This window comes from Streptomyces sp. 2131.1 (genome assembly GCF_900105515.1).
GTDB lineage: Bacteria > Actinomycetota > Actinomycetes > Streptomycetales > Streptomycetaceae > Streptomyces > Streptomyces drozdowiczii.
In genome coordinates this window covers 2,420,040-2,441,525 of record NZ_FNSY01000001.1, presented here as the reverse complement: position 1 = coordinate 2,441,525, position 21,486 = coordinate 2,420,040, and the positions used below count along the sequence as shown (strand labels likewise).

At 70.4% G+C, this 21,486-nt stretch carries 16 protein-coding genes and 1 pseudogene; 14 read left to right on the top strand and 3 right to left on the bottom strand.

What is annotated here, in order from left to right; all coding sequences use genetic code 11:
* Positions 1–80: 80 nt before the first annotated feature.
* The 4 genes and pseudogenes from BLW14_RS35725 to BLW14_RS10745 form a co-directional block, all read left to right on the top strand.
* Positions 81–602, top strand: a pseudogene (locus tag BLW14_RS35725) (PadR family transcriptional regulator); the annotation flags it as partial.
* 12 nt (positions 603–614) lie between these two features.
* Complete coding sequence (locus BLW14_RS35090; RefSeq protein WP_256332996.1) at positions 615–1,010, top strand: NUDIX hydrolase; 396 nt, start codon at positions 615–617, stop codon at positions 1,008–1,010.
* 224 nt (positions 1,011–1,234) lie between these two features.
* Positions 1,235–1,663, top strand: a complete 429-nt coding sequence (locus BLW14_RS10750; RefSeq protein ID WP_093706603.1) for an ATP-binding protein — start codon at positions 1,235–1,237, stop codon at positions 1,661–1,663.
* A gap of 194 nt (positions 1,664–1,857) precedes the next feature.
* Entirely contained in the window at positions 1,858–4,422 is a 2,565-nt protein-coding gene (locus tag BLW14_RS10745; RefSeq protein ID WP_093706601.1) for a SpoIIE family protein phosphatase, read from the top strand.
* A 49-nt stretch (positions 4,423–4,471) separates the two neighbouring features.
* Here the strand turns inward: BLW14_RS10745 and BLW14_RS10740 are convergent, their stop codons facing one another.
* Together BLW14_RS10740 and BLW14_RS10735 are read right to left on the bottom strand one after the other, a co-directional pair.
* Positions 4,472–5,185 (bottom strand): PspA/IM30 family protein, encoded by a 714-nt coding sequence (locus tag BLW14_RS10740; protein WP_093706599.1) that lies wholly within the window; start codon positions 5,183–5,185, stop codon positions 4,472–4,474.
* 101 nt (positions 5,186–5,286) lie between these two features.
* The gene (locus BLW14_RS10735) at positions 5,287–7,398 is read right to left on the bottom strand and encodes a TPM domain-containing protein (RefSeq protein WP_093706597.1); all 2,112 of its coding nucleotides are present in this window, start codon (positions 7,396–7,398) and stop codon (positions 5,287–5,289) included.
* Positions 7,399–7,547: 149 nt separating this feature from the next.
* Here BLW14_RS10735 and BLW14_RS10730 point away from each other — a divergent pair, with 149 nt between their 5' ends.
* From BLW14_RS10730 to BLW14_RS10685, 10 genes are all read left to right on the top strand, one after another.
* Positions 7,548–8,000: a MarR family winged helix-turn-helix transcriptional regulator gene (locus tag BLW14_RS10730; protein ID WP_093706595.1), complete on the top strand. Its 453-nt coding sequence runs from the start codon at positions 7,548–7,550 to the stop codon at positions 7,998–8,000.
* A 77-nt stretch (positions 8,001–8,077) separates the two neighbouring features.
* Complete coding sequence (locus tag BLW14_RS10725; RefSeq protein WP_093706593.1) at positions 8,078–8,629, top strand: isochorismatase family protein; 552 nt, start codon at positions 8,078–8,080, stop codon at positions 8,627–8,629.
* 225 nt (positions 8,630–8,854) lie between these two features.
* The gene (locus BLW14_RS10720) at positions 8,855–11,206 is read left to right on the top strand and encodes an ABC transporter family substrate-binding protein (RefSeq protein WP_093706591.1); all 2,352 of its coding nucleotides are present in this window, start codon (positions 8,855–8,857) and stop codon (positions 11,204–11,206) included.
* 224 nt (positions 11,207–11,430) lie between these two features.
* Positions 11,431–13,338, top strand: a complete 1,908-nt coding sequence (gene typA, locus BLW14_RS10715) for a translational GTPase TypA (protein WP_093706589.1) — start codon at positions 11,431–11,433, stop codon at positions 13,336–13,338.
* Between the two features lie 292 nt (positions 13,339–13,630).
* Positions 13,631–14,215, top strand: coding sequence for a hypothetical protein (locus tag BLW14_RS10710; RefSeq protein ID WP_093706587.1), 585 nt, complete (start codon positions 13,631–13,633; stop codon positions 14,213–14,215).
* 435 nt (positions 14,216–14,650) lie between these two features.
* Positions 14,651–16,309: a peptide ABC transporter substrate-binding protein gene (locus BLW14_RS10705; protein ID WP_093706585.1), complete on the top strand. Its 1,659-nt coding sequence runs from the start codon at positions 14,651–14,653 to the stop codon at positions 16,307–16,309.
* A gap of 188 nt (positions 16,310–16,497) precedes the next feature.
* Positions 16,498–17,412, top strand: coding sequence for an ABC transporter permease (locus BLW14_RS10700; RefSeq protein ID WP_256332735.1), 915 nt, complete (start codon positions 16,498–16,500; stop codon positions 17,410–17,412).
* Positions 17,413–17,445: 33 nt separating this feature from the next.
* Positions 17,446–18,369, top strand: a complete 924-nt coding sequence (locus BLW14_RS10695; RefSeq protein ID WP_093706581.1) for an ABC transporter permease — start codon at positions 17,446–17,448, stop codon at positions 18,367–18,369.
* Positions 18,370–18,420: 51 nt separating this feature from the next.
* Positions 18,421–19,464, top strand: a complete 1,044-nt coding sequence (locus BLW14_RS10690; RefSeq protein ID WP_256332734.1) for an ABC transporter ATP-binding protein — start codon at positions 18,421–18,423, stop codon at positions 19,462–19,464.
* Positions 19,457–20,602 carry an ABC transporter ATP-binding protein gene (locus BLW14_RS10685; protein WP_093706577.1) on the top strand — a complete coding sequence of 382 codons (1,146 nt, stop codon included), beginning with the start codon at positions 19,457–19,459 and terminating at the stop codon, positions 20,600–20,602. The genes BLW14_RS10690 and BLW14_RS10685 overlap by 8 nt, the downstream gene beginning before the upstream one ends.
* A 127-nt stretch (positions 20,603–20,729) precedes the next feature.
* Here BLW14_RS10685 and BLW14_RS10680 read toward each other — a convergent pair whose 3' ends face one another.
* Positions 20,730–21,266, bottom strand: coding sequence for a hypothetical protein (locus tag BLW14_RS10680; RefSeq protein WP_093706576.1), 537 nt, complete (start codon positions 21,264–21,266; stop codon positions 20,730–20,732).
* Between the last annotated feature and the right edge of the window lie 220 nt (positions 21,267–21,486).

Here is a 21,486-nt window from a genome sequence, read left to right as displayed (position 1 = left end):
TTCGAGGTACAGCGGAAAGAGATAACATGCGGGCGGCGAGCGGGCAAGCAGACGACGGACGCGGTAAGGAGCTTCGGCGCGTGCTGGAATTGTCGATTCTGGGATTCCTCCACGAGGAGCCCCTGCACGGATACGAGTTGAAGGCCCGCATCCAGGCCCTCAGCGGCCACATCCGCCCGGTCAGCGACGGGGCGCTCTATCCGGCCATTTCCCGGCTGGTGAAGGCGGGCCTCGTGGAACAGCGCACCGAGCCCGGCACGGGGGCCGCGCCCCGCCGGGTCCTGTCCCTCACCGAGGCGGGGCGCGACGAGCTCAACGCCCGGCTCGGGCACCCCAAGGAGGCCGAAATCACCGACGGGCAGCGCTTCTTCACGCTGCTCGCGTTCCTCCACCACCTCCCGGACCGCGCCGGGCAGGCGGCCGTGCTGCGCCGCAGGCAGGCGTTCCTCGACGTCCCGGCGAGCTTCTTCTACCGGGACGGCGAACCGGTGCGGGCCGAGCGGGCGCCGAGTCTCTTCCGGCAGGGCATGCTGCGCATCGCCCGCGCCACCGGCACCGAGGAGAAGAAGTGGCTGGCCGAGGCGATCGGTGAACTGGAGGGCGGGCCGGAGCCGGTGCTGATCGACACGGTGGCCTGGGTGCGCATCGAGGGCGGCCGCATCCTGTGCGCGCGCCCGCGCGGCAAGGACGTCTTCTACATCCCGGGCGGCAAGCGGGAGGGCGCCGAGAGCGACCTCGAAACCCTTGTGCGCGAGATCCGGGAGGAGCTGACGGTCCGCATCGACCCGGAGACCGTCGCGCACGCCGGGACCTACGAGGCCGGTGGGCCCGGCCTCCCGGACGGCGCGGTCGTCCGGATGGCCTGCTACACCGCCGAGTTCACCGGCGAGCTGAAGGCCAGCAGCGAGATCGAGGACGTGGCGTGGTTCTCGTACGCCGACCGGGACCGGGTGCCGCCCGTCGACCAGCAGCTCTTCGACGACCTCAAGGACGCGGGCGACCTCGTCTGACGGGCGGCCAGGCCGGGGTGAGGCGCACCCTCTCGGGTCGGAGTGATCGTGGTGCGGCGCGCGGTGCCGGGTGTGTGCGCCCCCGCTTCCCGGGCACCCGTACGTACGCGCGGCCGTACACCCGTACGCCCCGCGTGCCGAGCACGGCGGTATTTTGACCTGAATATCGGGTATGTGCTTTTTGGTCCCCGTACGCAGGACGTCAGCCTTGCCGGCTCTTGGGAGTGATCGGCGTGACCGATACCGAAGGCGACCGCGCCGAGTGGAGCTTCCCGGCTGTCCCCGGTGCCGTGCGCACCGCCCGGCACGCCGTCCACGACGCGTTGCGCGACTGGGGGCTCGACTCGGCCGTCGGCGACGAGGCCGTTCTGCTGGTCAGCGAGCTGGTCACCAACTCCATGCGCTACACACCGGGCCCCATCGGAGTGCGGCTGCTGCGCCCCCGCCCCGACGGCGACCACTCCTCCGCCCGCCCCGGACTGCTGGTGGAGGTCTCCGATCCGGTTCCGGATGCGCCCACCGAACGCACGGCGGGACCCGAGGACGAGAGCGGCAGAGGACTCCAGCTCGTCGCCTGCGCGGCCCGCCGCTGGGGGACCAGACGGGGAAAGAGCGGCAAGACGGTGTGGTTCGAGCTGGCTCTGCCTGGTTAGGAGTGAAGTGGGACGCACAGCGATCACCGGAGGTCGGGAAAGAACCTGGCTGAAAGGGACTGAGACCGTGCTGTGATCGTGAACGCCGTGCCGGACGGGGCCGTAGTGCTGAATACTGCGGGCATGACCGGTCCGGTGTGTGAGCTGGAGGGGACGGTCGCGTGAGCGAAATACCTGGGACAGCGGGCGACGTCGTGTGGCAGAGCAGTCCGCCCGGCTCGATCTACGACTACATCAGAGTCGCCTCCTTCTCGATCGGGCCCGACGGGCTGATCGAGCAGTGGAGCCGCCGGGCCGCCGGTCTCTTCGGCGTGGCCGCGCACGAGGCCGTGGGCAAGGACCCGGTCGAGGCGTTCCTGCCGGGCGAGGTCCGCCGCGAGGGCCACCGCAGGGTCGGCGAGGTGCTCGACGGCAAGGAGTGGACGGGGCTCGTCCCCTTCCGGATGCCCGGCGAGGAAGGCACCCACGGGCTCGCCGAGATCTATGTGATGCCCAGTGAGACGGCCACCGGCGAACGCGCCGCGGTCTGCATCGTCGTGGACGTCCGCGCCCTGCGCCGCATCGAGACGGACCTCGCCGCCTCGCAGGCGATATTCGGCCAATCTCCCTTCGGTTTCGTCCTGTTCGGCACCGACCTCACCGTCGTCCGTGCCAATGAGCGCTTCGCGACCGTCTTCGGCGGCCGGGCCGACGACCACCGCGGCCGCACCGTCGACGACTACCTCACCGGCGCCGAGGCCGACCGCCTGACCGCCACCCTCGAACGGGTCCTGGAGACGGGCGGCTCCGTCACCGACCTCCAGCTCGTCGGCACGGCCCCCGGCGACACCGAGCGCCGCCACTGGTCCATGAACCTCTACCGGGTGCACAGCGGATCGGGCCGCCCCATCGGCATCGCCGGACTGGCCACCGACGTGACGCGGCGCCACACCGCCGCCCGCGAGGCGGCCAGCGCCCGCCGGAACCTCGCCCTGCTCAACGAGGCCAGTGCCCGCATCGGCAACTCCCTGGACCTGGAGACCACCGCCCGCGAACTCCTCGACGTGGCCGTCCCGGTCTTCTGCGACCTGGCCTCCGTCGACCTCTACCAGGCCCTGCTCACCGGGGAGGAGGCGGCGCCCGGCAGCTGGAGCGCGCTGCCCCGGGAAGCGGTCGGCGGCTCCGCCGAACTGCGCCGCGTCGCCTTCGCCAGCGCCGTGTCCGACGCCCTGCCCCACCCCGCCCCCGGCGCCTCCGACTCCGGCCCCCCGGGCGGGACCGCCGCACCCCCCGAACTCGGCGCCGTCCACCGCTACCCCTTCGGGTCGCCCAGCGCCGTCGCCCTGCGCACCGGCCGCGTCGAGGACGTGCCGGGCGACGACCGGGGCTTCGTGCAGTCCACGCTGGCCGTGCCGATGGTCGCCCACGACACCGTGGTGGGCCTCGTCCGCTTCTCCCGTACGAAGGGCAGCGAGCCGTTCGACGACCGGGACCGGGCGCTGGCCACCGAGCTGGCCGCCCGAGCCGCCGTCTGCATCGACAACGCCCGCCTCTACCGCCGCGAGCACGAACGCGCCCTGATCCTCCAGCGCAGCCTGCTGCCCCCCGGCGACCCGGAGGCCGCCGGGCTCGACATCGCGTGTCGCTACCTCCCGGGCAACACCGCCAACGAGGTCGGCGGCGACTGGTTCGACGTGATCGAGCTGCCCGGCCACCGCACCGCCCTCGTCGTCGGCGACGTGATGGGACGCGGCCTGCGCGCCGCCGTGGCCATGGGCGAACTGCGCACCGCCGTGCGCACGCTGGCCCTGCTCGACCTGGAACCCGCCGAGGTGCTCTCCGCGCTCGACGAGGTCGCCCGCGGGCTCGGCACCCCCGGCGCGGCCTCCGCGTCCGGCGGCGGGGGAGCGCAATGGCCCGCCCGCGCCGCGCACAAGTCCCGCGAGGCGGACCTCTCCGAGGTGTATCTCGCGACCTGCGTCTACGCGGTCTACGACCCGGTCACCCGGCGCTGCACCTTCGCCAACGCCGGCCATCTGCCGCCCGTCGTGGTCGAGCCGGGCGAGGCCGCGCTCCTCCTCGACGTGCCGCCGGGCATGCCGCTCGGCGTCGGCGGCGAACCCTTCGAGGAGGTCGAGGTCGAGCTGAAGGAGGGCGCCCTCCTCGCCCTCTACACCGACGGGCTCGTCGAATCGCGCGACCATCCGCTGGACGAGGGCCTGGCGGCGCTCCGCGGCGCCCTCGTCGAACCGGACCGCCCGCTGGAGGACGTCTGCGACCGGGTCCTCGGCTCGCTGCACACCCGGCACGGCGAGGACGACATCGCGCTCCTGATGGCCCGTATCCAGGGGCTGCCCACGGAGGCCGTCGGCGACTGGCGGCTGCCCCGCGAACCCCGCTCGGTCGGCCGCGCCCGCGAACTGGCCCGCGACCAGCTGACCGCCTGGGGCCTGGACGACCTGGTCGACACCACCGAACTCCTGGTCAGCGAGCTGGTCACCAACGCCCTGCGCTACGGCGAGGGCGAGATCCGGCTCCGGCTGCTGCGCGACCGCACCCTGGTCTGCGAGGTCTGGGACGCCGGTCTCGTCCAGCCGCGGCGCCGGCGCGCCCGGGACACGGACGAGGGCGGCCGCGGCCTCCAGCTGGTCGGGCTGCTCAGCGCGGCCTGGGGGGCGAGGCGGACGCCGCGCGGCAAGACCGTCTGGTTCGAGCTGGCGCTGCCCGACGGCCGGCCGGCCGCCGAGCGCTCGGTGGAGGAACTGCTCAGCATGTTCTGAGCCCGGCGGGAGCGAGCTGGGAGGCGGGAGCGGGCCGGGCGGCCGGGGCCTACTTGGTCGTCTTCAGGGCGGCGAGCCGGGCCTCCACCTCGGCACTGTCGCCCAGCGCGTCCAGCTGCTCGAACTGCGCGTCCAGCGAGGAGGCGGCCAGCTCCTGCTTGCCCAGGGCCCGCGCCTCCTCGCGCCGCACCTTGTCCTCGAACCGGCTCAGCTCGCTGGTCGGGTCCAGGACGTCGATGTTCTTCACCGCGTCCATCATCCGGTTCTGCGCCTGCGCCGACGTGGCCCGCGCCACCAGCTCGTCCCGCTTGGCCTTCAGCTCCGACAGCTTGGCCTTCATCTGGTCCAGGCCCGTCCTGAGCTTGTCGACCACCTCGGTCTGCGCGGCGATCGTCGGCTCGGCGGTCCTGGCCTCCTTCTCCGACTGGAGCTGGCGGCCGAGCGCGACCTTGGCCAGGTTGTCGAACTTGTCCGCCTCCGGACCCGATCCGCCCGCCCGCAGCTCGTCGGCCTTGCGGCTGGCGGCGAGCGCCTTGCCGCCCCACTCGCGCGCCGCCTCCACGTCCTCCACGTGGTCCTGCTCCATCAGGCGCAGATTGCCGATGGTGGCGGCCACCGCCTGCTCGGCCTCCGAGATGTTGGCCGTGTAGTCGCGGATGAGCTGGTCCAGCATCTTCTGCGGGTCCTCGGCCTGGTCGAGCAGGGCGTTGATGTTGGCCTTCGCCAGCTGGGTGACGCGTCCGAGAATGGTCTGCTTGCTCATGGCACCTCTCCTGTGTCCGGTTGTGCTGCTCGTCGGGCGATGCGTCGGAACCGGCTGGGTACGTCGGAACCGGCCGGGTATGTCAGAAACGGCTGGGTATGTCAGAACCGGCCGCCACCGCCGCGGCGGCCCCGCGTGCCCCCGCCGCCGAAGCTGCCGGGCCCGCCGCCCCCGCCGAACCCGCCGCCCCCGAACCCGCCGCCTCCGCCCCCGAAGCCGCCCCGGCCGCCGCTCCCGCCCAGCAGGCCGCCGAGGATGATGCCGCCGAGGACCGCGCCGCCCATGCCCCCGCCGCCTCCGCCCGCCATGCCACCGGGGCCGCCGCGCCCGCCGTAGCCGTACCCGCGTACGTCCTGCTCGGCCAGCGCGCGCGCCTCGCCGGCCAGCGCGTCCGCCCGGTGCGCCTCGGCCAGCGCGGCCTGCGCGTCGCCGGTGCCCGCCAGTGCGGCGGCCTGCTCCAGGCGGCGCTGGGCCTCCGCCAGCCGGGTCCGGGCCGGGCTGCCCACCGCGCCCCGGTTCGTGGTGACGAAGTCGGCCGCGGCGGAGACGGACGAGCGCGCGGTGAGCATCGCCCCGTCGAGCAGCGAGCGGGCCCGGGCGTCACCCTGTTCCCGCTCGCGCGCGCCGGCAAGGGCCTCGTCGAGGGCCGCGTCCGCCTCCTCCACCCGGCGCAGCGCGTCGATCGGGTCGTAGCGCCCGGCGTCCCGCTCCTCGCGCACGTCGTCGGCCACCGCCCTGGCACGGGCGATCCGGCCGCGCAGGTCCGCGGTGGACGCCCCCTGCGCGGTGCCTTCGAGCAGCCCGCCCGCGTCCGCGAGGTCCGTCTCCGTCTCGGTGAGCGCGGCCGGCAGCCGGTCCGCCGCCTCGTCGAGTTCCCGGGCGCGCCGTTCCACGCCGTCGACAAGGGTGCCCGCCTGGCCGATCGCGCCCTCGGCGGCCCGTACGTAGACGGCCGCCGCCGCGTGGTCACCGCCGTCCACCGCCTGCCGGGCCCGGTTGAGCGAGGAGGTGGCGAAGACCAGCCGGTCCTTGGCCTGTTCGGCGTCACCGGCGACGGGGGCCGACGCCTGCTCCGCGTACCGCTCGCGCATCGAGGCGAGAGCGGACTCGGCGGCCGGGACGCGGCCGGTCAGCTCGTGGAACGCGGTCTCGGCGGCGGCCAGGGCCTGCGGCGCCTCGCGTTCCAGCTCGCGCAGCCGGTCGAAGTCCTCGGAGACCGCGTCGAGCCGGCCGTCCGCGTCCGCGCAGCGGCCGATGATCTCGTCCAGCATCCGCCGCCGGGTCACGTCGTCCTCCGGGAAGGCGTCGTCGAGCTGCTGGCGCAGCCGGAACGCGGCGGTCAGCTCGCCCTTGGCGTACGTCACGGCCTCGGCGAACGGCGCGGCGGCCTCCTCCCCGAACTGGGCGGTGGCGAAGCCGAGTTCCTCCTCGCTGGTGCGGACCGCGTCGTCGGTGGCGACCAGCGTCTCCTTGGCCTTCGCGTCGAGTTCCGGCAGCGGGGTGGGCGGCGGCGCGGCTCCGCCCCCGCCCCAGCCCGTCGCGCCGGGTGTCGTACGGGTGGTGGCGCGCCGCTTGCGCCGCAGGAAGGCGTAGGCGGCGACGGCGGCGACCGCGCAGAGCAGGACGATCGGCAGCAGCAGGTCGCCGGTGCTCGTGCCGCCCGAGCCGGACCCGGGGTCGGAGGGGCCCGGGGTGATCGCCGGGGCGGGAACCGGCTCGCCGCCCAGGACGGCGGTGTAACCGTCGGCGGCGCCGATCGCGGCACCCGCCCAGTCGTTCTCCTTGAGCGCCGGCTCGATCGCGGTGTTCGCCACGTCCCGGAGCTGTGCGTCGGTGAGAGGGGAGTCCTGGTCGACGGAGTAGGCGTACTGCCGGGCGTGGGTGGCGACGGCCAGGAGGAGGTCGTCGCGCCCGAGTCCGTTACGGTCGGCCGTCGCGTCGGCCCAGTCCTGCGGGGAGCGTCCGGAGAAGTCGCGTACGTACACCACGAACAGCTGGAGGCGGTGTTCGTCGTAGAGCCGGTCGAGGGCCGCGACCACCTGGGGCCTGCGGTCGCCGAGGGCGCCCACCTTGTCGGTGATCTGTCCGTCGCGGGACAGCGTGACCGGGTCGTCGGCGCGGGCGGCCGGCGCGGGGGCCAGGGCCAGCCAGCACACCGTCAGCAGCACGGCGAGCAGGGCCCGGCCCGGTATGAGGATCCGGGTTCGGCTCACGGGCGGCGTCACGTTTGTGAGGCTATGTCCCGCTCAGGGGGGCCGCGACACGAGGTGCTGCGCCGAGGTGGCCGCCCCGGCACCCGGTGTCCGCCGGAGAACAACAGGCTGCCTTGCAAGGTGGCCTGTCGTTCTCGTACGGTGCATGTATGACGCAAGCATCCGGGGCGGCCCCGGACCCCTCGGCCGACGAGGTGGCGAACCAGCTGGCCTCCGTGGTCGGCAGGCTGCTCCGGCGGCTGCGCTCCACCTCGTCGGAGTCGCTGCTGACCCCGACCCAGCGCTCGGTGCTCGCCCGGCTCGACGACGGAGGCGCCGCGACCACCGCGGACCTGGCCCGCGCCGAGTTCGTGCGCCCCCAGTCCATGCGGCTGACCCTCGGCTCGCTGGAGGCGCAGGGGCTGGTCGAGCGGGCGCCGGACCCGGCCGACGGACGCAAGTCCGTCATGTCGATCACGGACGCCGGGCGCGCCACCCTCGCCGAGGTCAGGGCCGCCAAGCGGAACTGGCTCGCCGAGACCGTCGCCGCCGAACTCGACGGGCACGAGCGGCGCACGGTCGCCGAGGCCGTCGCCCTCATCGAGCGCCTGGTCGGCTCCTGACCGCTCGCACCGGGGGCCGGCGCTCCGCACCTGAAGCCCCGGTACCCCAAGCACCGCCCCACAAGGAGAGCACCACCATGACCGCCACCGTCCTCGACCCGAACACCGCGCTGATCGTCGTCGACCTCCAGAAGGGCATCACCGCCCTGCCCACCGCCCACCCCTCCGCCGGTGTCATCGCGAACGCCGCGACCCTGGCCGACGCCTTCCGTGCCAAGGACCTCCCGGTCGTCCTCGTCCGCGTCACCGGTGGCGCCCCCGGCCGCAACGAGGGCCCGGCCCGGTCCGGGAAGCCCGCTGCCGACTGGGCGGAGATCGTGCCCGAGATGGGCCCGCGCGAGGGGGACATCGTCGTCACCAAGCAGCAGTGGGGGGCCTTCTACGGCACCGACCTCGACCTCCAGCTGCGCCGTCGGGGCGTCACCCAGGTCGTCGTGGCCGGCATCGCGACCAGCATCGGCGTCGAGTCCACCGCCCGCTCGGCGCACGAGCACGGCTACCACGTCACCCTCGCCACGGACGCCATGACCGACATGAGCGGCGAGGCCCACGACAACAGCGTGCGGCGGATCTTCCCGCGCCTCGGCGAGACCGGTACGACCGACGAGATCGTCAAGCTGCTGGGCTGACCGGCCGCACCCGACGACGACAAGGAGCGCCGCGGCCCGCCGGGCCGCGGCGCTCCGCCACGTGGGTGAGCTTTCGGGGCACCGCGCCGTGTCGGCGCCGTCTTCCCGCGCGAGGGCGTTTTCAGTAGTGGGGCGGAATCAGTGTGATCAACTGCAAATGCCACCAAACCACACGCAATCCGGCCCATTCCGGTGCGGGCCGGGCCGTCCCCGGAGGTATCAGCCATGTCCCACGTCGGCGTCCCGCGCGGGACGGCCCGAAAGCGCAAGCGCCTGCCCGCCCTCCTCACCGCAGGCGTCCTCACCCTCCCCGCCCTGGCCGGGTGCAGCTCGGAGGGGGACGAGACGGCGGCCGTCGCCGCCGTACCGCAGGACGTGGCGCGCGCCGCTCGGGCCCAGATCGCCGACGGCGGCAAGGTCACCTGGGCGATCGACGCCCTGCCCGCCACCCTCAACGCCTTCCAGGCGGACGCCGACAGCGCCACCACCCGGATCACCGGAGCCCTGCTCCCGACCCTCTTCCCGCTCGACGACAAGGGCCGGCCGCAGCTCAACCCGGACTACCTGGAATCCGCGAAGGTCACCGGGACCGAGCCCCGCCAGGTCGTCGTCTACCGCCTCAACCAGCAGGCGGTCTGGAGCGACGGCCGCGAGATCGGGGCCCCGGACTTCGTCGCCCAGTGGCGGGCGCTGAGCGGCAAGGACTCCGCGTTCTGGACCGCCCGCAACGCCGGCTACGAGCGCATCGAGAAGATCGAGCGCGGCTCCGACGACCTGGAGGTCAAGGTCACCTTCGCCAAGCCGTACGCGGACTGGCGCTCCCTGTTCTCCCCGCTGTACCCGAAGCAGGTGACGGGCTCCCCGGACGCTTTCAACGACGGCGCGCGCACCACGGTCAAGGAGACGGCCGGGCCGTTCCGGCTGCGCGAGGTCGACAGGAAGACCGGGTCCGTGACGCTGACCCGCAACCCCCGCTGGTGGGGCAGCCCCGCCAAGCTGGACACGCTCGTCTTCAAGGCCGTCAAGCCCGAGGACCGCACCGACGCCCTGGCCGAGGGCACGGTCGACGTGGCCGACGTCGACTCCGGCACCGCCCACCGCATCGCCCAGGCCGCCCGCGAGGGAGCCGCCGGCGCGTCCGGCGCCCACGGCCCCGGTGCCGCTCTCACCCCGGCCCAGGCCCTGCGCTCCTGGGCGGTGGCGCACGGGACCGACGAGGAGGCGGCCGAGGAGGAGCAGGAGGTCCGGGACGACAAGGCGAAGGCGGCCGAGGCGTACGCCGCCGAACAGAGCGGGCTGCGCGCCTTCACGGTCCGCAAGGCGCTGGAACCCGCCTACACCCAGCTCGCGCTGAACGGCGAGACCGGGCCGCTCGCCGACGACCGGGTGCGCCGGGCCGTCGCCCGCGCCCTGGACCGCCAGGAGCTCGCCGACACCGTACTGAAGCCGCTCGGCCTGCCCGCGCAGCCGCTCGGCAGCCACCTGGCCGTCGCCGGGCAGCCCGCGTACAAGGACGGCAGCGAGGCGCTCGGCAAGCAGGACACCGAGAAGGCCCAGGCGCTGCTGGCCGACGCCGGCTGGACGCGCGAGGGCGCCCTCTCTCGGAACGACGGCACCAAGGCCGGCAGCGAGGGCGAGAAGAAGAAGGACGCGGACACGGGGGCCGAGGAGAAGAAGGCCGAGGAGAAGAAGGGGAGCGCCGGGAAGGAGTCCGAGGGCGACGACGGCAAGGCGGACCGCGCCGCCGGCGAGCCCTCCGCCGCCGACGGCCTCTACATCGTCGGCGACGACAAGCCCGGCGACGCCACCCGGGTCCTCGCCCCCGCCCCCGTCGCCGCGGCCCAGAGCGACGCCCTGCTGCGCCAGGCCGGCCGGCTCGGCGCCACGGGCATCTCGGAGGACGCCCGGGACGTCCGGGCCCAGGACCGGCAGCCCGGGGGAGCCGCCGGAGCCTACGCCCCGGCCGGCACCCCGGCCCCGGCCAAGGGCGCGGACGCGGCCCGCGGCCCGCTCGGCAAGAACGGCAAGCCGCTGAGCCTGCGCTTCGTCCTGCCGTCGGGGCCCGGCTCGGCCGGCCTGCGCAGCGTGGGCGAGAAGATCGCCGCGATGCTCGACACGATCGGCATCCGCACGGTGATCACCAAGGTCTCGGACGACAGCTACTTCCGCGACCACGTGGCCTCCGGCGACTACGACATGGCCCTGTACTCCTGGCCCGCCTCCGCCTACCCGGCCACCGACGACCGCCCGATCTACGCCAAGCCGGTCCCGGCGACCGACGGCTCGCTGCTCGTCGAGCAGAACTACACCCGCGTCGGGACGGACCACATCGACCAGCTCTTCGACCAGGCGGTCTCGGAGCTGGACGAGAAGGCGTCCCAGAACCTCATGCGCCAGGCCGACGCCCGTATCTGGGCCGCCGCGGGATCGATCCCCCTCTTCCAGCGCCCCCAGCTCGTCGCCACCGCGAGGACCCTCGTGAACGTCGGCGCCTTCGGCTTCGGCGTCCCGCACTACCAGGACATCGGCTACAAGGCCCCGCAGGCGGCGGGTGCCCCGGCCGCCCGGAAGAAGTAGGCAGGCCGGCGAGAGGGACCGCGGCGCAGGAGCGCGTCCGGCCGCCGCCCCGAAAGGCGCGGTCGGACCGCTCTGCGACCGGTAGGGAACCCGCCGGGAAGCCTCCCGCCCGGCGGGCCCGTACCATGGGGAGTAGCCGTGGCGCGTCCGCCCGGCGGGCGTAGGGGGACTCAAGACCGACCCAGGCGCCTGAATCCCCGATCCGAGAGAAGCGCAAGCCACACATGCCCACGCGCCACGACATCCGTAACGTAGCCATCGTCGCCCACGTCGACCACGGCAAGACGACCATCGTCGACGCCATGCTCAAGCAGGCCGGCTCGTTCGCCGCGCACGCCGCCGAATCGCTCGACGACCGCATGATGGACTCGAACGACCTGGAGCGTGAGAAGGGCATCACGATCCTGGCCAAGAACACGGCCGTCAAGTACCACCCGAAGGATGGCGGCGACGTCATCACGATCAACATCATCGACACCCCGGGCCACGCCGACTTCGGCGGCGAGGTCGAGCGCGGCCTGTCGATGGTCGACGCGGTGGTCCTGCTCGTGGACGCCTCCGAGGGCCCGCTCCCGCAGACCCGCTTCGTGCTGCGCAAGGCGCTCCAGCAGCGCCTGCCCGTCATCCTGTGCATCAACAAGACGGACCGCCCCGACTCGCGCATCGACGAGGTCGTCAACGAGACGTACGACCTCTTCCTGGACCTGGACGCGGACGAGGAGCAGATCGAGTTCCCGATCGTCTACGCGTGCGGCCGTGACGGCATCGCCTCGCTGACCAAGCCGGAGGACGGCACGGTCCCCGCGGACTCCACCAACCTGGAGCCTTTCTTCTCCGCGATCCTGGAGCACGTCCCGGCCCCGACGTACGAGGAGAACGCGCCTCTCCAGGCCCACGTCACCAACCTCGACGCCGACAACTTCCTCGGCCGTATCGCGCTCCTGCGCGTGGAGGAGGGCGAGCTGCGCAAGGGTCAGACGGTGGCCTGGATCAAGCGCGACGGCTCGATCCAGAACGTGCGCATCACCGAGCTGATGATGACCGAGGCGCTCACCCGCAAGCCCGCCGAGGTGGCCGGCCCCGGTGACATCTGCGCCGTCGCCGGTATCCCGGAGATCATGATCGGTGAGACGCTCGCCGACCCGGAGAACCCGGTCGCGCTGCCGCTGATCACGGTCGACGAGCCCGCGATCTCGATGACCATCGGCACCAACACCTCGCCGCTGGTCGGCCGCGGCGGCACCGGCAAGGGCGCGGACGCCAAGGCCGCGGTCAAGGACCGCAAGGTCACCGCCCGTCAGGTCAAGGACCGCCTGGACCGCGAGCTGATCGGTAACGTGTCGCTGCGCGTCCTGGAGACCGAGCGCCCCGACGCCTGGGAGGTGCAGGGCCGCGGTGAGCTGGCGCTGGCCATCCTGGTCGAGCAGATGCGCCGCGAGGGCTTCGAGATGACCATCGGCAAGCCGCAGGTGGTCACCAAGGACGTCGACGGCAAGACCCACGAGCCGGTCGAGCGCATGACGATCGACGTGCCCGAGGAGCACATGGGCGCCGTCACACAGCTCATGGGCGTCCGCAAGGGCCGTATGGACAACATGTCGAACCACGGCTCCGGCTGGGTCCGCATGGAGTTCGTCGTGCCCTCCCGCGGTCTCATCGGCTTCCGTACGGAGTTCCTGACCAACACCCGCGGTACGGGTATCGCGCACTCCATCCACGAGGGCCACGAGCCGTGGTTCGGCACCCTGACGACCCGTAACAACGGTTCGCTGGTCGCCGACCGCGCCGGTGCCGTCACCGCCTTCGCGATGACCAACCTCCAGGAGCGCGGCGTGCTGTTCACCGACCCCGGCACCGAGGTGTACGAGGGCATGATCGTCGGAGAGAACTCCCGCGCCGACGACATGGACGTGAACATCACCAAGGAGAAGAAGCTCACGAACATGCGGTCCTCGTCGGCCGACTCGTTCGAGGCGATCGTCCCGCCGCGCAAGCTCTCCCTGGAGCAGTCCCTGGAGTTCTGCCGCGACGACGAGTGCGTGGAGGTGACCCCGGAGGCCGTCCGCATCCGCAAGGTCGTCCTCGACCAGAAGGAGCGCGGCCGCACCGCGTCCCGCGCCAAGCACGGCTGACGACCCGGGGAGGGCCGGGGTCCGCGACAAGTCGCGGACCCCGGCCTTTCTCATGTGCGCTCCCGTCGCGCTCGAATCCGGTTCGTCAATGATCCAATACGCTAATGGGAACGTTGGTGGAGGCGGAGCCTCCGGTTACGCTATGTACTCACTTCGCGACAGTAGTCTCAAGCTTCCCTCAGATCGCTGGAATATCGGCTCTCGCTCCGCCAGTGTGACAGCTGCGCCGCCGACAGGGGGGCGCCGGAAGCGGGGGGAACTCGACTCCGATGTGCGAAAGCGAAGGATTGACATGCGGAAGATCGTAGGCGTTGTGCTCGCGGGGGCGGCGGTGTCGGCTGTGCTCTCGACGCCGGCGATGGCGGGCACCTCGGGCAACGACCCGATGTGCAGCCCGGGACGGACCAAGCTGACCTGGTCCTCGAAGGCCAAGCCGTGGGTCGTCACGCACAAGCGGATCGTCGAGCACTACACCGGGGCCCCGGGCAAGAGGACCTACAAGACCGAGAAGGTCACCGAGGTCAAGGCATCGGTGAAGGCGACGGCCGGCGCCAAGGTCAGCGGCAAGGTCGTCCTCGCCAGCCTTGAGGGGTCTCTCGGGCTGGAGCTCGCGGCCGAGGGGAAGGTCACGAACAAGAAGTCGGAGTCGGTCACCTACAACCTGACCAAGTTCGACACCTACGTGTTCTACTCCGGAACCCGGAAGGCGTCCGGGTATTACACCCAGTACCGCTGTGACCGCGGTACGAAGTGGATCAAGACCGGTCGGTACGGCAAGGCGCAGAGCTGGACGAGCGCCGTCGAGGGCGGGGTGCGGTGCGGCCTGAAGCCCCCGAAGGGCTCCCTGGCGGCGGTCGCGAAGAAGAAGTACTGCTGAACCGGCTGACGGGCCATCTGTTCAGACGCCCCGCCGACCTGCTTGCATGGGTCGGCGGGGCGTCCCGCGTGCGGCGGGAGAGTGCTGAGAGGGGGAGCCGGGTTCGATAGTCGGACGTCCGCCTATCGGATAGTGGTCTCCGGTACGTGTGTGAACGGTCCGTTTCGGTGGTGTCTGGGTGGTATCCCTTTGTCCGCATTTCGGGTCAACGCGCCGATTGATGTTGTCAAAACGAGACCCTTTAGGTGTGGTTTACGGCCCCGCCGTACTCAATAGTTGGGTTCATTGAGCTCGGGTCAATGGGTCACGCACTGTGGGGAGTGCGCCGACTCACGAGCACACTCAGGGCACTGAAACGATCACCGTCAGGGGTGTCGGTGTATCGCCACAGTGCCCTTCTTGTAGTCAAAAGTGGACTCATGAGGAGGAAAACCCATGCGCGGTGCCAAGAGCGCCAAGTGGGTTGCGGCGGCGGCGATCATCGCCCTGGCTGCGACGGCTTGCGGTGGTGGCGACGACGACGCCAGCAAGGACAAGGGCAACGGTGGCTCCGGCAAGGCCGGCGGCACGTTCCGTCTGGGCATCACCGAGCCCGTCTCGATCGACCCGTACAACGCCCAGGAGTCCGAGGGCATCCTGGTCACGGACAACCTCTTCTCGGGTCTGTACGAGCCCACCGCCGACGGCCAGGTCGTCCCCGTGCTCGCCGAGTCCAAGCAGGTCAGCGCGGACGGCAAGACCTGGACGTTCAAGATCAAGGCCGGCACCAAGTTCAGCAACGGCGAGGCCGTCGACGCCGAGTCCTTCGTCCGCGGCTGGAACCGTGTCGCGCAGAAGAAGGCCGCTTCCGACGTCGCCTACCACATGGCCGGCATCGCGGGCTTCGAGGACGTCCAGTCGGGCAAGACGGACAAGATGTCCGGCCTGAGCGCCCCGGACGCCACGACGCTTCAGGTGAAGCTGTCCGCGCCGGACTTCGAGTTCGACACCAAGACCACCCACACCGTCTTCAGCCCCGTGCCGAAGGTCGCCGGTGACGCCAAGAACGCCGCGTACAACGCCGCGCCCATCGGCAACGGCCCGTTCAAGATGGACGGCAAGTGGGAGCACAACAAGAAGATCACGCTCGTCCGCAACGACGACTACGGTCTGAAGAAGGCGAAGCTCGACAAGGTCGAGATATCGATCCTCAACGCGGCGAACAGCGCGAACCTGGAGTACCAGGGCTTCCAGTCGGGCCAGTTCGACTGGGCGCGTATGCCCACCCCGCAGCTCAAGCCGGCCAAGGCCAAGTACGAGCCGCAGGGTGAGTGGCTGGAGCTCGACACCAACGGCATGAACTACCTTCTGCCGATCACGGACAACGGTCCGCTGAAGTCTGCGAAGGCCCGCGAGGCGGTCTCCTACGCGATCGACCGTGACGCGATCATCGCCGGTGTCTTCCAGGGCATGCAGACGAAGTCCACGACGATCCTTCCGCCGGTCTTCAAGGACGTCTACACCAAGGACCTCTGCACCTCCTGCGTCAAGCAGGACAAGGCGAAGGCCAAGGCCCTCGCGAAGGAGGCCGGCCTCAAGCCCGGCACCACCATCGACATCGGCTACAACACCGGTGCCGGTCACGAGGAGTGGGTGCAGGCTGTCGCCCAGCAGCTGGAGGACGTCCTCGGCGTCAAGGTGAAGGCGTCGGGCAAGCCCTTCGCCGAGCTCCTCGCCGACCAGCAGAAGCCGGGCGCCACGGGTGCCTACCGCTTCGCGTGGGGCGCGGACTACCCGACCCCGGACAACTTCCTGTTCCCGCTGCTGTCCACCTCGTCCATCAACAAGGACGACTCGGGCAAGGTCACCGGTGACAACCGCGGCCGTTACAGCAACAAGAAATTCGACGACCTGCTCAGCAAGGCTCGTGCCACCAAGGACCTCCCGGCCCGCAACGAGCTGTACAAGCAGGCCGAGAAGGTCGCCATGGACGACGTGGCGCTCATCCCGCTGTGGAACCGTACGCAGCTGCGCCTGGTCAACACCAAGAAGTTCGCGGACGTCAAGATGGACTTCCATGAGGACCCGAACCTCGCCGAGCTCAGCCTGAAGTAGCGGGCAGCCGCGGAGAAGCGGTAACCGATCGGGGGTCGTGGTGCCGAGCAGCGCTCAGCACCACGACCCCTGACGGCCGTCGGGAGCGGTGCGATCCACCGTCCCGCCCCCCATCGCATCCCCCGTATCCGGGGCGAGGGCACTGCTCCATGGGCAGTGACGTAGAGAGGTTAGTCATGGGAAGGTATGTGGTCCGTCGACTGGGCCAGTTGGTCGTAGTCGTTCTGGGCGCGACCATGGTCTTGTTCGCCTGCCTGTTCGTACTTCCGGGTGACCCGGTCGGACAGATCGCGGGCAGCGACAAGGCGCGCGATCCCGCTGTCATCGAGCAGCTCCACAAGCAGTACGGTCTGGACAAGCCGCTGGTCGTCCAGTACGGGTCGTACGTCGGCAAGCTCGCCAAGGGCGACCTGGGACAGGACTACACCCAGGGCCGGCCGGTGACCGAGATCCTGGCGCCGAAGCTCCTCAACACGGCGAAGCTGGCCGTGGTGGCGATCGTCTTCGACGTGATCATCGGCATCGCGGCCGGCGTGATCGCCGCCATGCGCAGATACTCCGTCTGGGATATCACGGTCACCTTCAGTACGACCCTGGCCATCGGCGTACCCTCGATCGTCCTCGGCATGATCATGCAGTGGGTCTTCGTCATCAAGCTGGGCTGGTTCCCGCTCATCTCCGACGGAACCTTCAACTCGCTGATCCTGCCCGCCTTCACTCTCGCGATCATCGACGCCGCTCTGGTGGCGCAGATCGCGCGCAGCACCATGCTCGAAGTGATGGGTGCGGACTACGTCAAGACCGCGGTGGCCAAGGGGCTCTCCCGTCCCGTGGTTCTTCTCCGTCACATCCTGCGCAACTCCGTGATCCCGGTGATCACGTACGTGGGTATCTCCTTCGGAGCGCTGCTGGGTGGCGCGATCATCACCGAGACCATCTTCAACTGGGACGGCATCGGGCTCGCGCTGGTCACTGCGATCCAGCAGAACAACAACCCCATCATCGTCGGTGTGGTGACGATCAGTGTGGCGGTCTTCGTCGTGCTGAACCTGATCGTGGATCTGCTGTACGCCGCCCTCGACCCGCGCATTCGACTCGCCTGACCCGGCCGAGTTGTCCGAAATAGGAGTTACATCATGACTGAACTCGTCACGGGCAAGGAGGGGCCGGCGGCGGCCGGTCCCACCGCGGAGCAGCAGGGCGCAGAGCCGACTGTCGTCCGGGTGAGCCAGTGGTCAGACATCCGTGCCCGCTTCTTCGCCAACAAGCTCGCGGTCCTCGGCCTCTTCATCCTGGTCGTCCTGGTGATCGTCGCGGTCTTCGCACCGCTTCTGGCGCCCTTCGATCCGCTCAAGCAGGATCTCGCCAACACGCTTCAGGCCCCGGGAGGGGACCACCTCCTCGGCACCGACTCGCTCGGCCGGGACCAGCTGTCACGTCTCATCTACGGCAGCCGGATCGCGATGATCGTCGGTATGGCGTCCATCCTCGTCGCCTGCACGATCGGCATCGTCCTGGGTGCCCTGGCCGGTTACTTCGGCCGGCTCATCGACTCGGTGATCATGCGTGTCGCCGACGTCTTCTTCGCGTTCCCGCTGCTGATCGGCGCCATCGTCGTCATCCTCCTGATGGGCCGTGGGGTCCTGCCCGTCGTCCTGTCGCTGGGCATCTTCTCCTGGGCCACCTTCGCCCGCCTGCTGCGCAGCCAGATCCTCTCGGTGCGCGAGATGGACTACGTGCACGCCGCCCGCGCCCTGGGCGCGAGTCAGTTCCGCACGATCCGGCGGCACATCCTGCCCAACTCGCTCACCGCTGTCCTGGTCTACGCGACCAGCAATGTCGGCATCGCCATCGTGGCCGAGGCGTCCCTCTCCTACCTCGGCGTCGGCGTGCCGCCCGAGGTCGCGGAGTGGGGCAACATGATCGCGGCCGGCCGGGACTTCATGGGGGTCAAGGACTTCATGTGGATGTACCCGAGCCTCGCCATCGTCGTCACCGCGCTCGGCTTCGTCCTGCTGGGCAACGGCTTGCGCGACGCACTCGACCCGAAGCTCCGGTGAGGCATCGCGATGAAGACGAACAAGCTGAACGAGCAAGCCGAAGGTGATGACATGACCAGCGCCGAGACAGCCGGCGGCAGCGGTCCGGACAAGGCCGCCCCGCTGCTCGAAGTACGCGACCTCCAGGTCGAGTTCAAGGTCCGCGACAACGTGACGAAGGCCGTCAACGGTGTCAGCTACAGCGTGGACGCGGGCGAGACGCTCGCCGTGCTGGGCGAATCCGGCTCCGGCAAGTCGGTCACCGCACAGGCGATCATGGGCATCCTGGACAGCCCTCCCGGCCGGATATCCGGCGGCGAGATCTACTTCCAGGGGCAGGAGATCCTGTCCATGCCCGAGAACGAGCGCCGCAGGCTCCGCGGTGCCAAGATGGCGATGATCTTCCAGGACGCGCTGTCCTCGCTCAACCCCGTGCTCTCCGTGGGCTTCCAGCTGGGCGAGATGTTCCGCGCCCACCGCGGGATGTCGCGCAAGGACGCCAAGGCCAAGGCCATCGAACTGATGGACCGGGTGCGTATCCCGGCGGCGAAGCAGCGTGTCGGTGACTACCCCCACGAGTTCTCCGGCGGTATGCGCCAGCGCATCATGATCGCGATGGCGCTCGCCCTGGAGCCGGACCTGATCATCGCGGACGAGCCGACCACCGCGCTCGACGTGACCGTCCAGGCCCAGGTCATGGACCTCCTCGCGGAGCTCCAGCGCGAGTACAACATGGGCCTGATCCTCATCACCCACGACCTGGGTGTGGTCGCGGACGTCGCCGACAAGATCGCCGTGATGTACGCGGGCCGGATCGTCGAGACTGCCCCGGTGCACGAGATCTACAAGCGCCCCGCGCACCCGTACACCGAGGGCCTGCTGGCCTCGATCCCGCGCCTGGACCAGAAGGGCCAGGAGCTGTACGCGATCAAGGGCCTCCCGCCCAACCTGCAGAACATCCCCTCGGGCTGCGCGTTCAACCCGCGCTGCGCCCGGGCGGAGGACGTCTGCCGCACGGACATCCCGGTGCTCAGCCAGGTGACCGAGCGTGACGGCACCGAGCTGGTCGGCCGCGGCAGCGCGTGCCACTTCTGGAAGGAGACGATCCATGGCTGACATCGAGAAGAAGCCGGTGGACGCCACCCCGAACGTCACCGAAGTGGCGAAGACCGAGGCGTCCACCGAGACGGCCGCCGTCAACGCCATCGAGGAGCCGGCCGCGCAGGGCGAGCCGATCATCCAGGTGCGCAACCTGGTCAAGCACTTCCCGCTGACCCAGGGCATCCTGTTCAAGAAGCAGGTCGGCGCGGTCAAGGCCGTGGACGGCATCTCGTTCGACCTGTACGCGGGCGAGACGCTCGGCATCGTGGGCGAGTCCGGCTGCGGCAAGTCCACCGTCGCCAAGCTCCTCATGCTGCTGGAGCAGGCGACGGCCGGCGAGATCTTCTACAAGGGCCAGGACATCACCAAGCTGTCCGGGCGTGCGCTGAAGGCCGTGCGGCGGAACATCCAGATGGTGTTCCAGGACCCGTACACCTCGCTGAACCCGCGGATGACCGTCGGTGACATCATCGGGGAGCCCTTCGACATCCACCCCGAGGTGGCCCCCAAGGGCGACCGGCGGCGCAGGGTCCAGGAGCTCCTGGACGTGGTGGGCCTGAACCCGGAGTACATCAACCGGTACCCGCACCAGTTCTCCGGCGGTCAGCGCCAGCGCATCGGCATCGCCCGCGGCCTCGCGCTCAACCCGGAGATCATCATCTGCGACGAGCCGGTCTCCGCGCTCGACGTGTCGGTGCAGGCGCAGGTCATCAACCTGATGGAGAAGCTCCAGGACGAGTTCAACCTCTCCTACCTCTTCATCGCGCACGACCTGTCGATCGTCCGGCACATCTCGGACCGGGTCGGCGTCATGTACCTCGGCAAGATGGCCGAGATCGGTACGGACGCGCAGATCTACGAGCACCCGACGCACCCCTACACCCAGGCACTGCTGTCGGCGGTCCCGGTCCCCGACCCGGAGGCCCGCGAGGGCCGCGAGCGGATCATCCTCTCCGGTGACGTCCCGTCCCCGGCCAACCCGCCGTCGGGCTGCCGCTTCCGCACCCGCTGCTGGAAGGCCCAGGACAAGTGCGCCACCGAGGTGCCGCTCCTCGCGGTCCCCGAGCGCTTCAAGGCGTCGAAGACGCCGGCCGCCCACGAGTCGGCCTGCCACTTCGCGGAGGAGAAGGACGTGGTGCACGCGGCCTCGTAACCTGCCGCGCGCGACGAAAGGCGCCCCGGAACCGAACGGTTCCGGGGCGCCTTTGCTTTCGTACACGAGCGGGAGCGAGGACCGTCACCCTCCGCTGTTCATGACGGTCCGCACCGGGCCCTCGGTGTTACGCGTACTGGATTCCCCAGAGGTTGTTGCTCCTCTTGACCGGGGCGACGTTGTTGCTCTTCTTCCAGACCTTGCTCTTCTTGCAGCCGCCGGTGCTCTTGGGCACCATCCGGTACTTCGTCACGCTGAAGCCCTTGGCCTCGTGGTACATCATCAGCCGGCCGCGGGACTTGCCGCTCTTCTTCTTGACCGTGGCGGCGTACGTCCAGGTGTCCGACTTGGACCAGGTCTTGCCGACCGAGACGCTGAAGGAGGTGGAGGCCTTGGCGAAGATGACGCCCGCCTCGGCGCCGACGGTCGCCGTCCCGGTCGCGGTCCAGGAACCGGTCTTGTTCTTCGAGTACGAGATGGTGACACCGGGCTTCGCCCAGTCGCTGTGCACCTGGGTGGCGCGCCAGACGGTCTTCTTGTCGCCGATCGAGTAGATCGGGCTGCTGTCGCATGCCGCTGCCGCCGACGCCGGGGCGGCGGTCCCGGCGACGACGCCGGCGCCGAGCAGAGCGGCGGTGACGGCGGTGCTGATGACGCGCTTCACGCAGGTCCTCCTAGGGGGCCTTCTGGTGCGGTACGCGGGTCACGTTATGGGTGAACTTCATAGCCGCATAAGTAACTTGAGGGAGTGTTGAGGTTATTTATGAGGAGGCGTCGATTCCGCCCGGAATCACCCTTGTGATTGCTACCGCAAACGTCCCCGTGGGGTCCCTGTGGTGCCGATTGCCCCGTATGGCGGGTATGTGCATGCATGAGTGCCGATA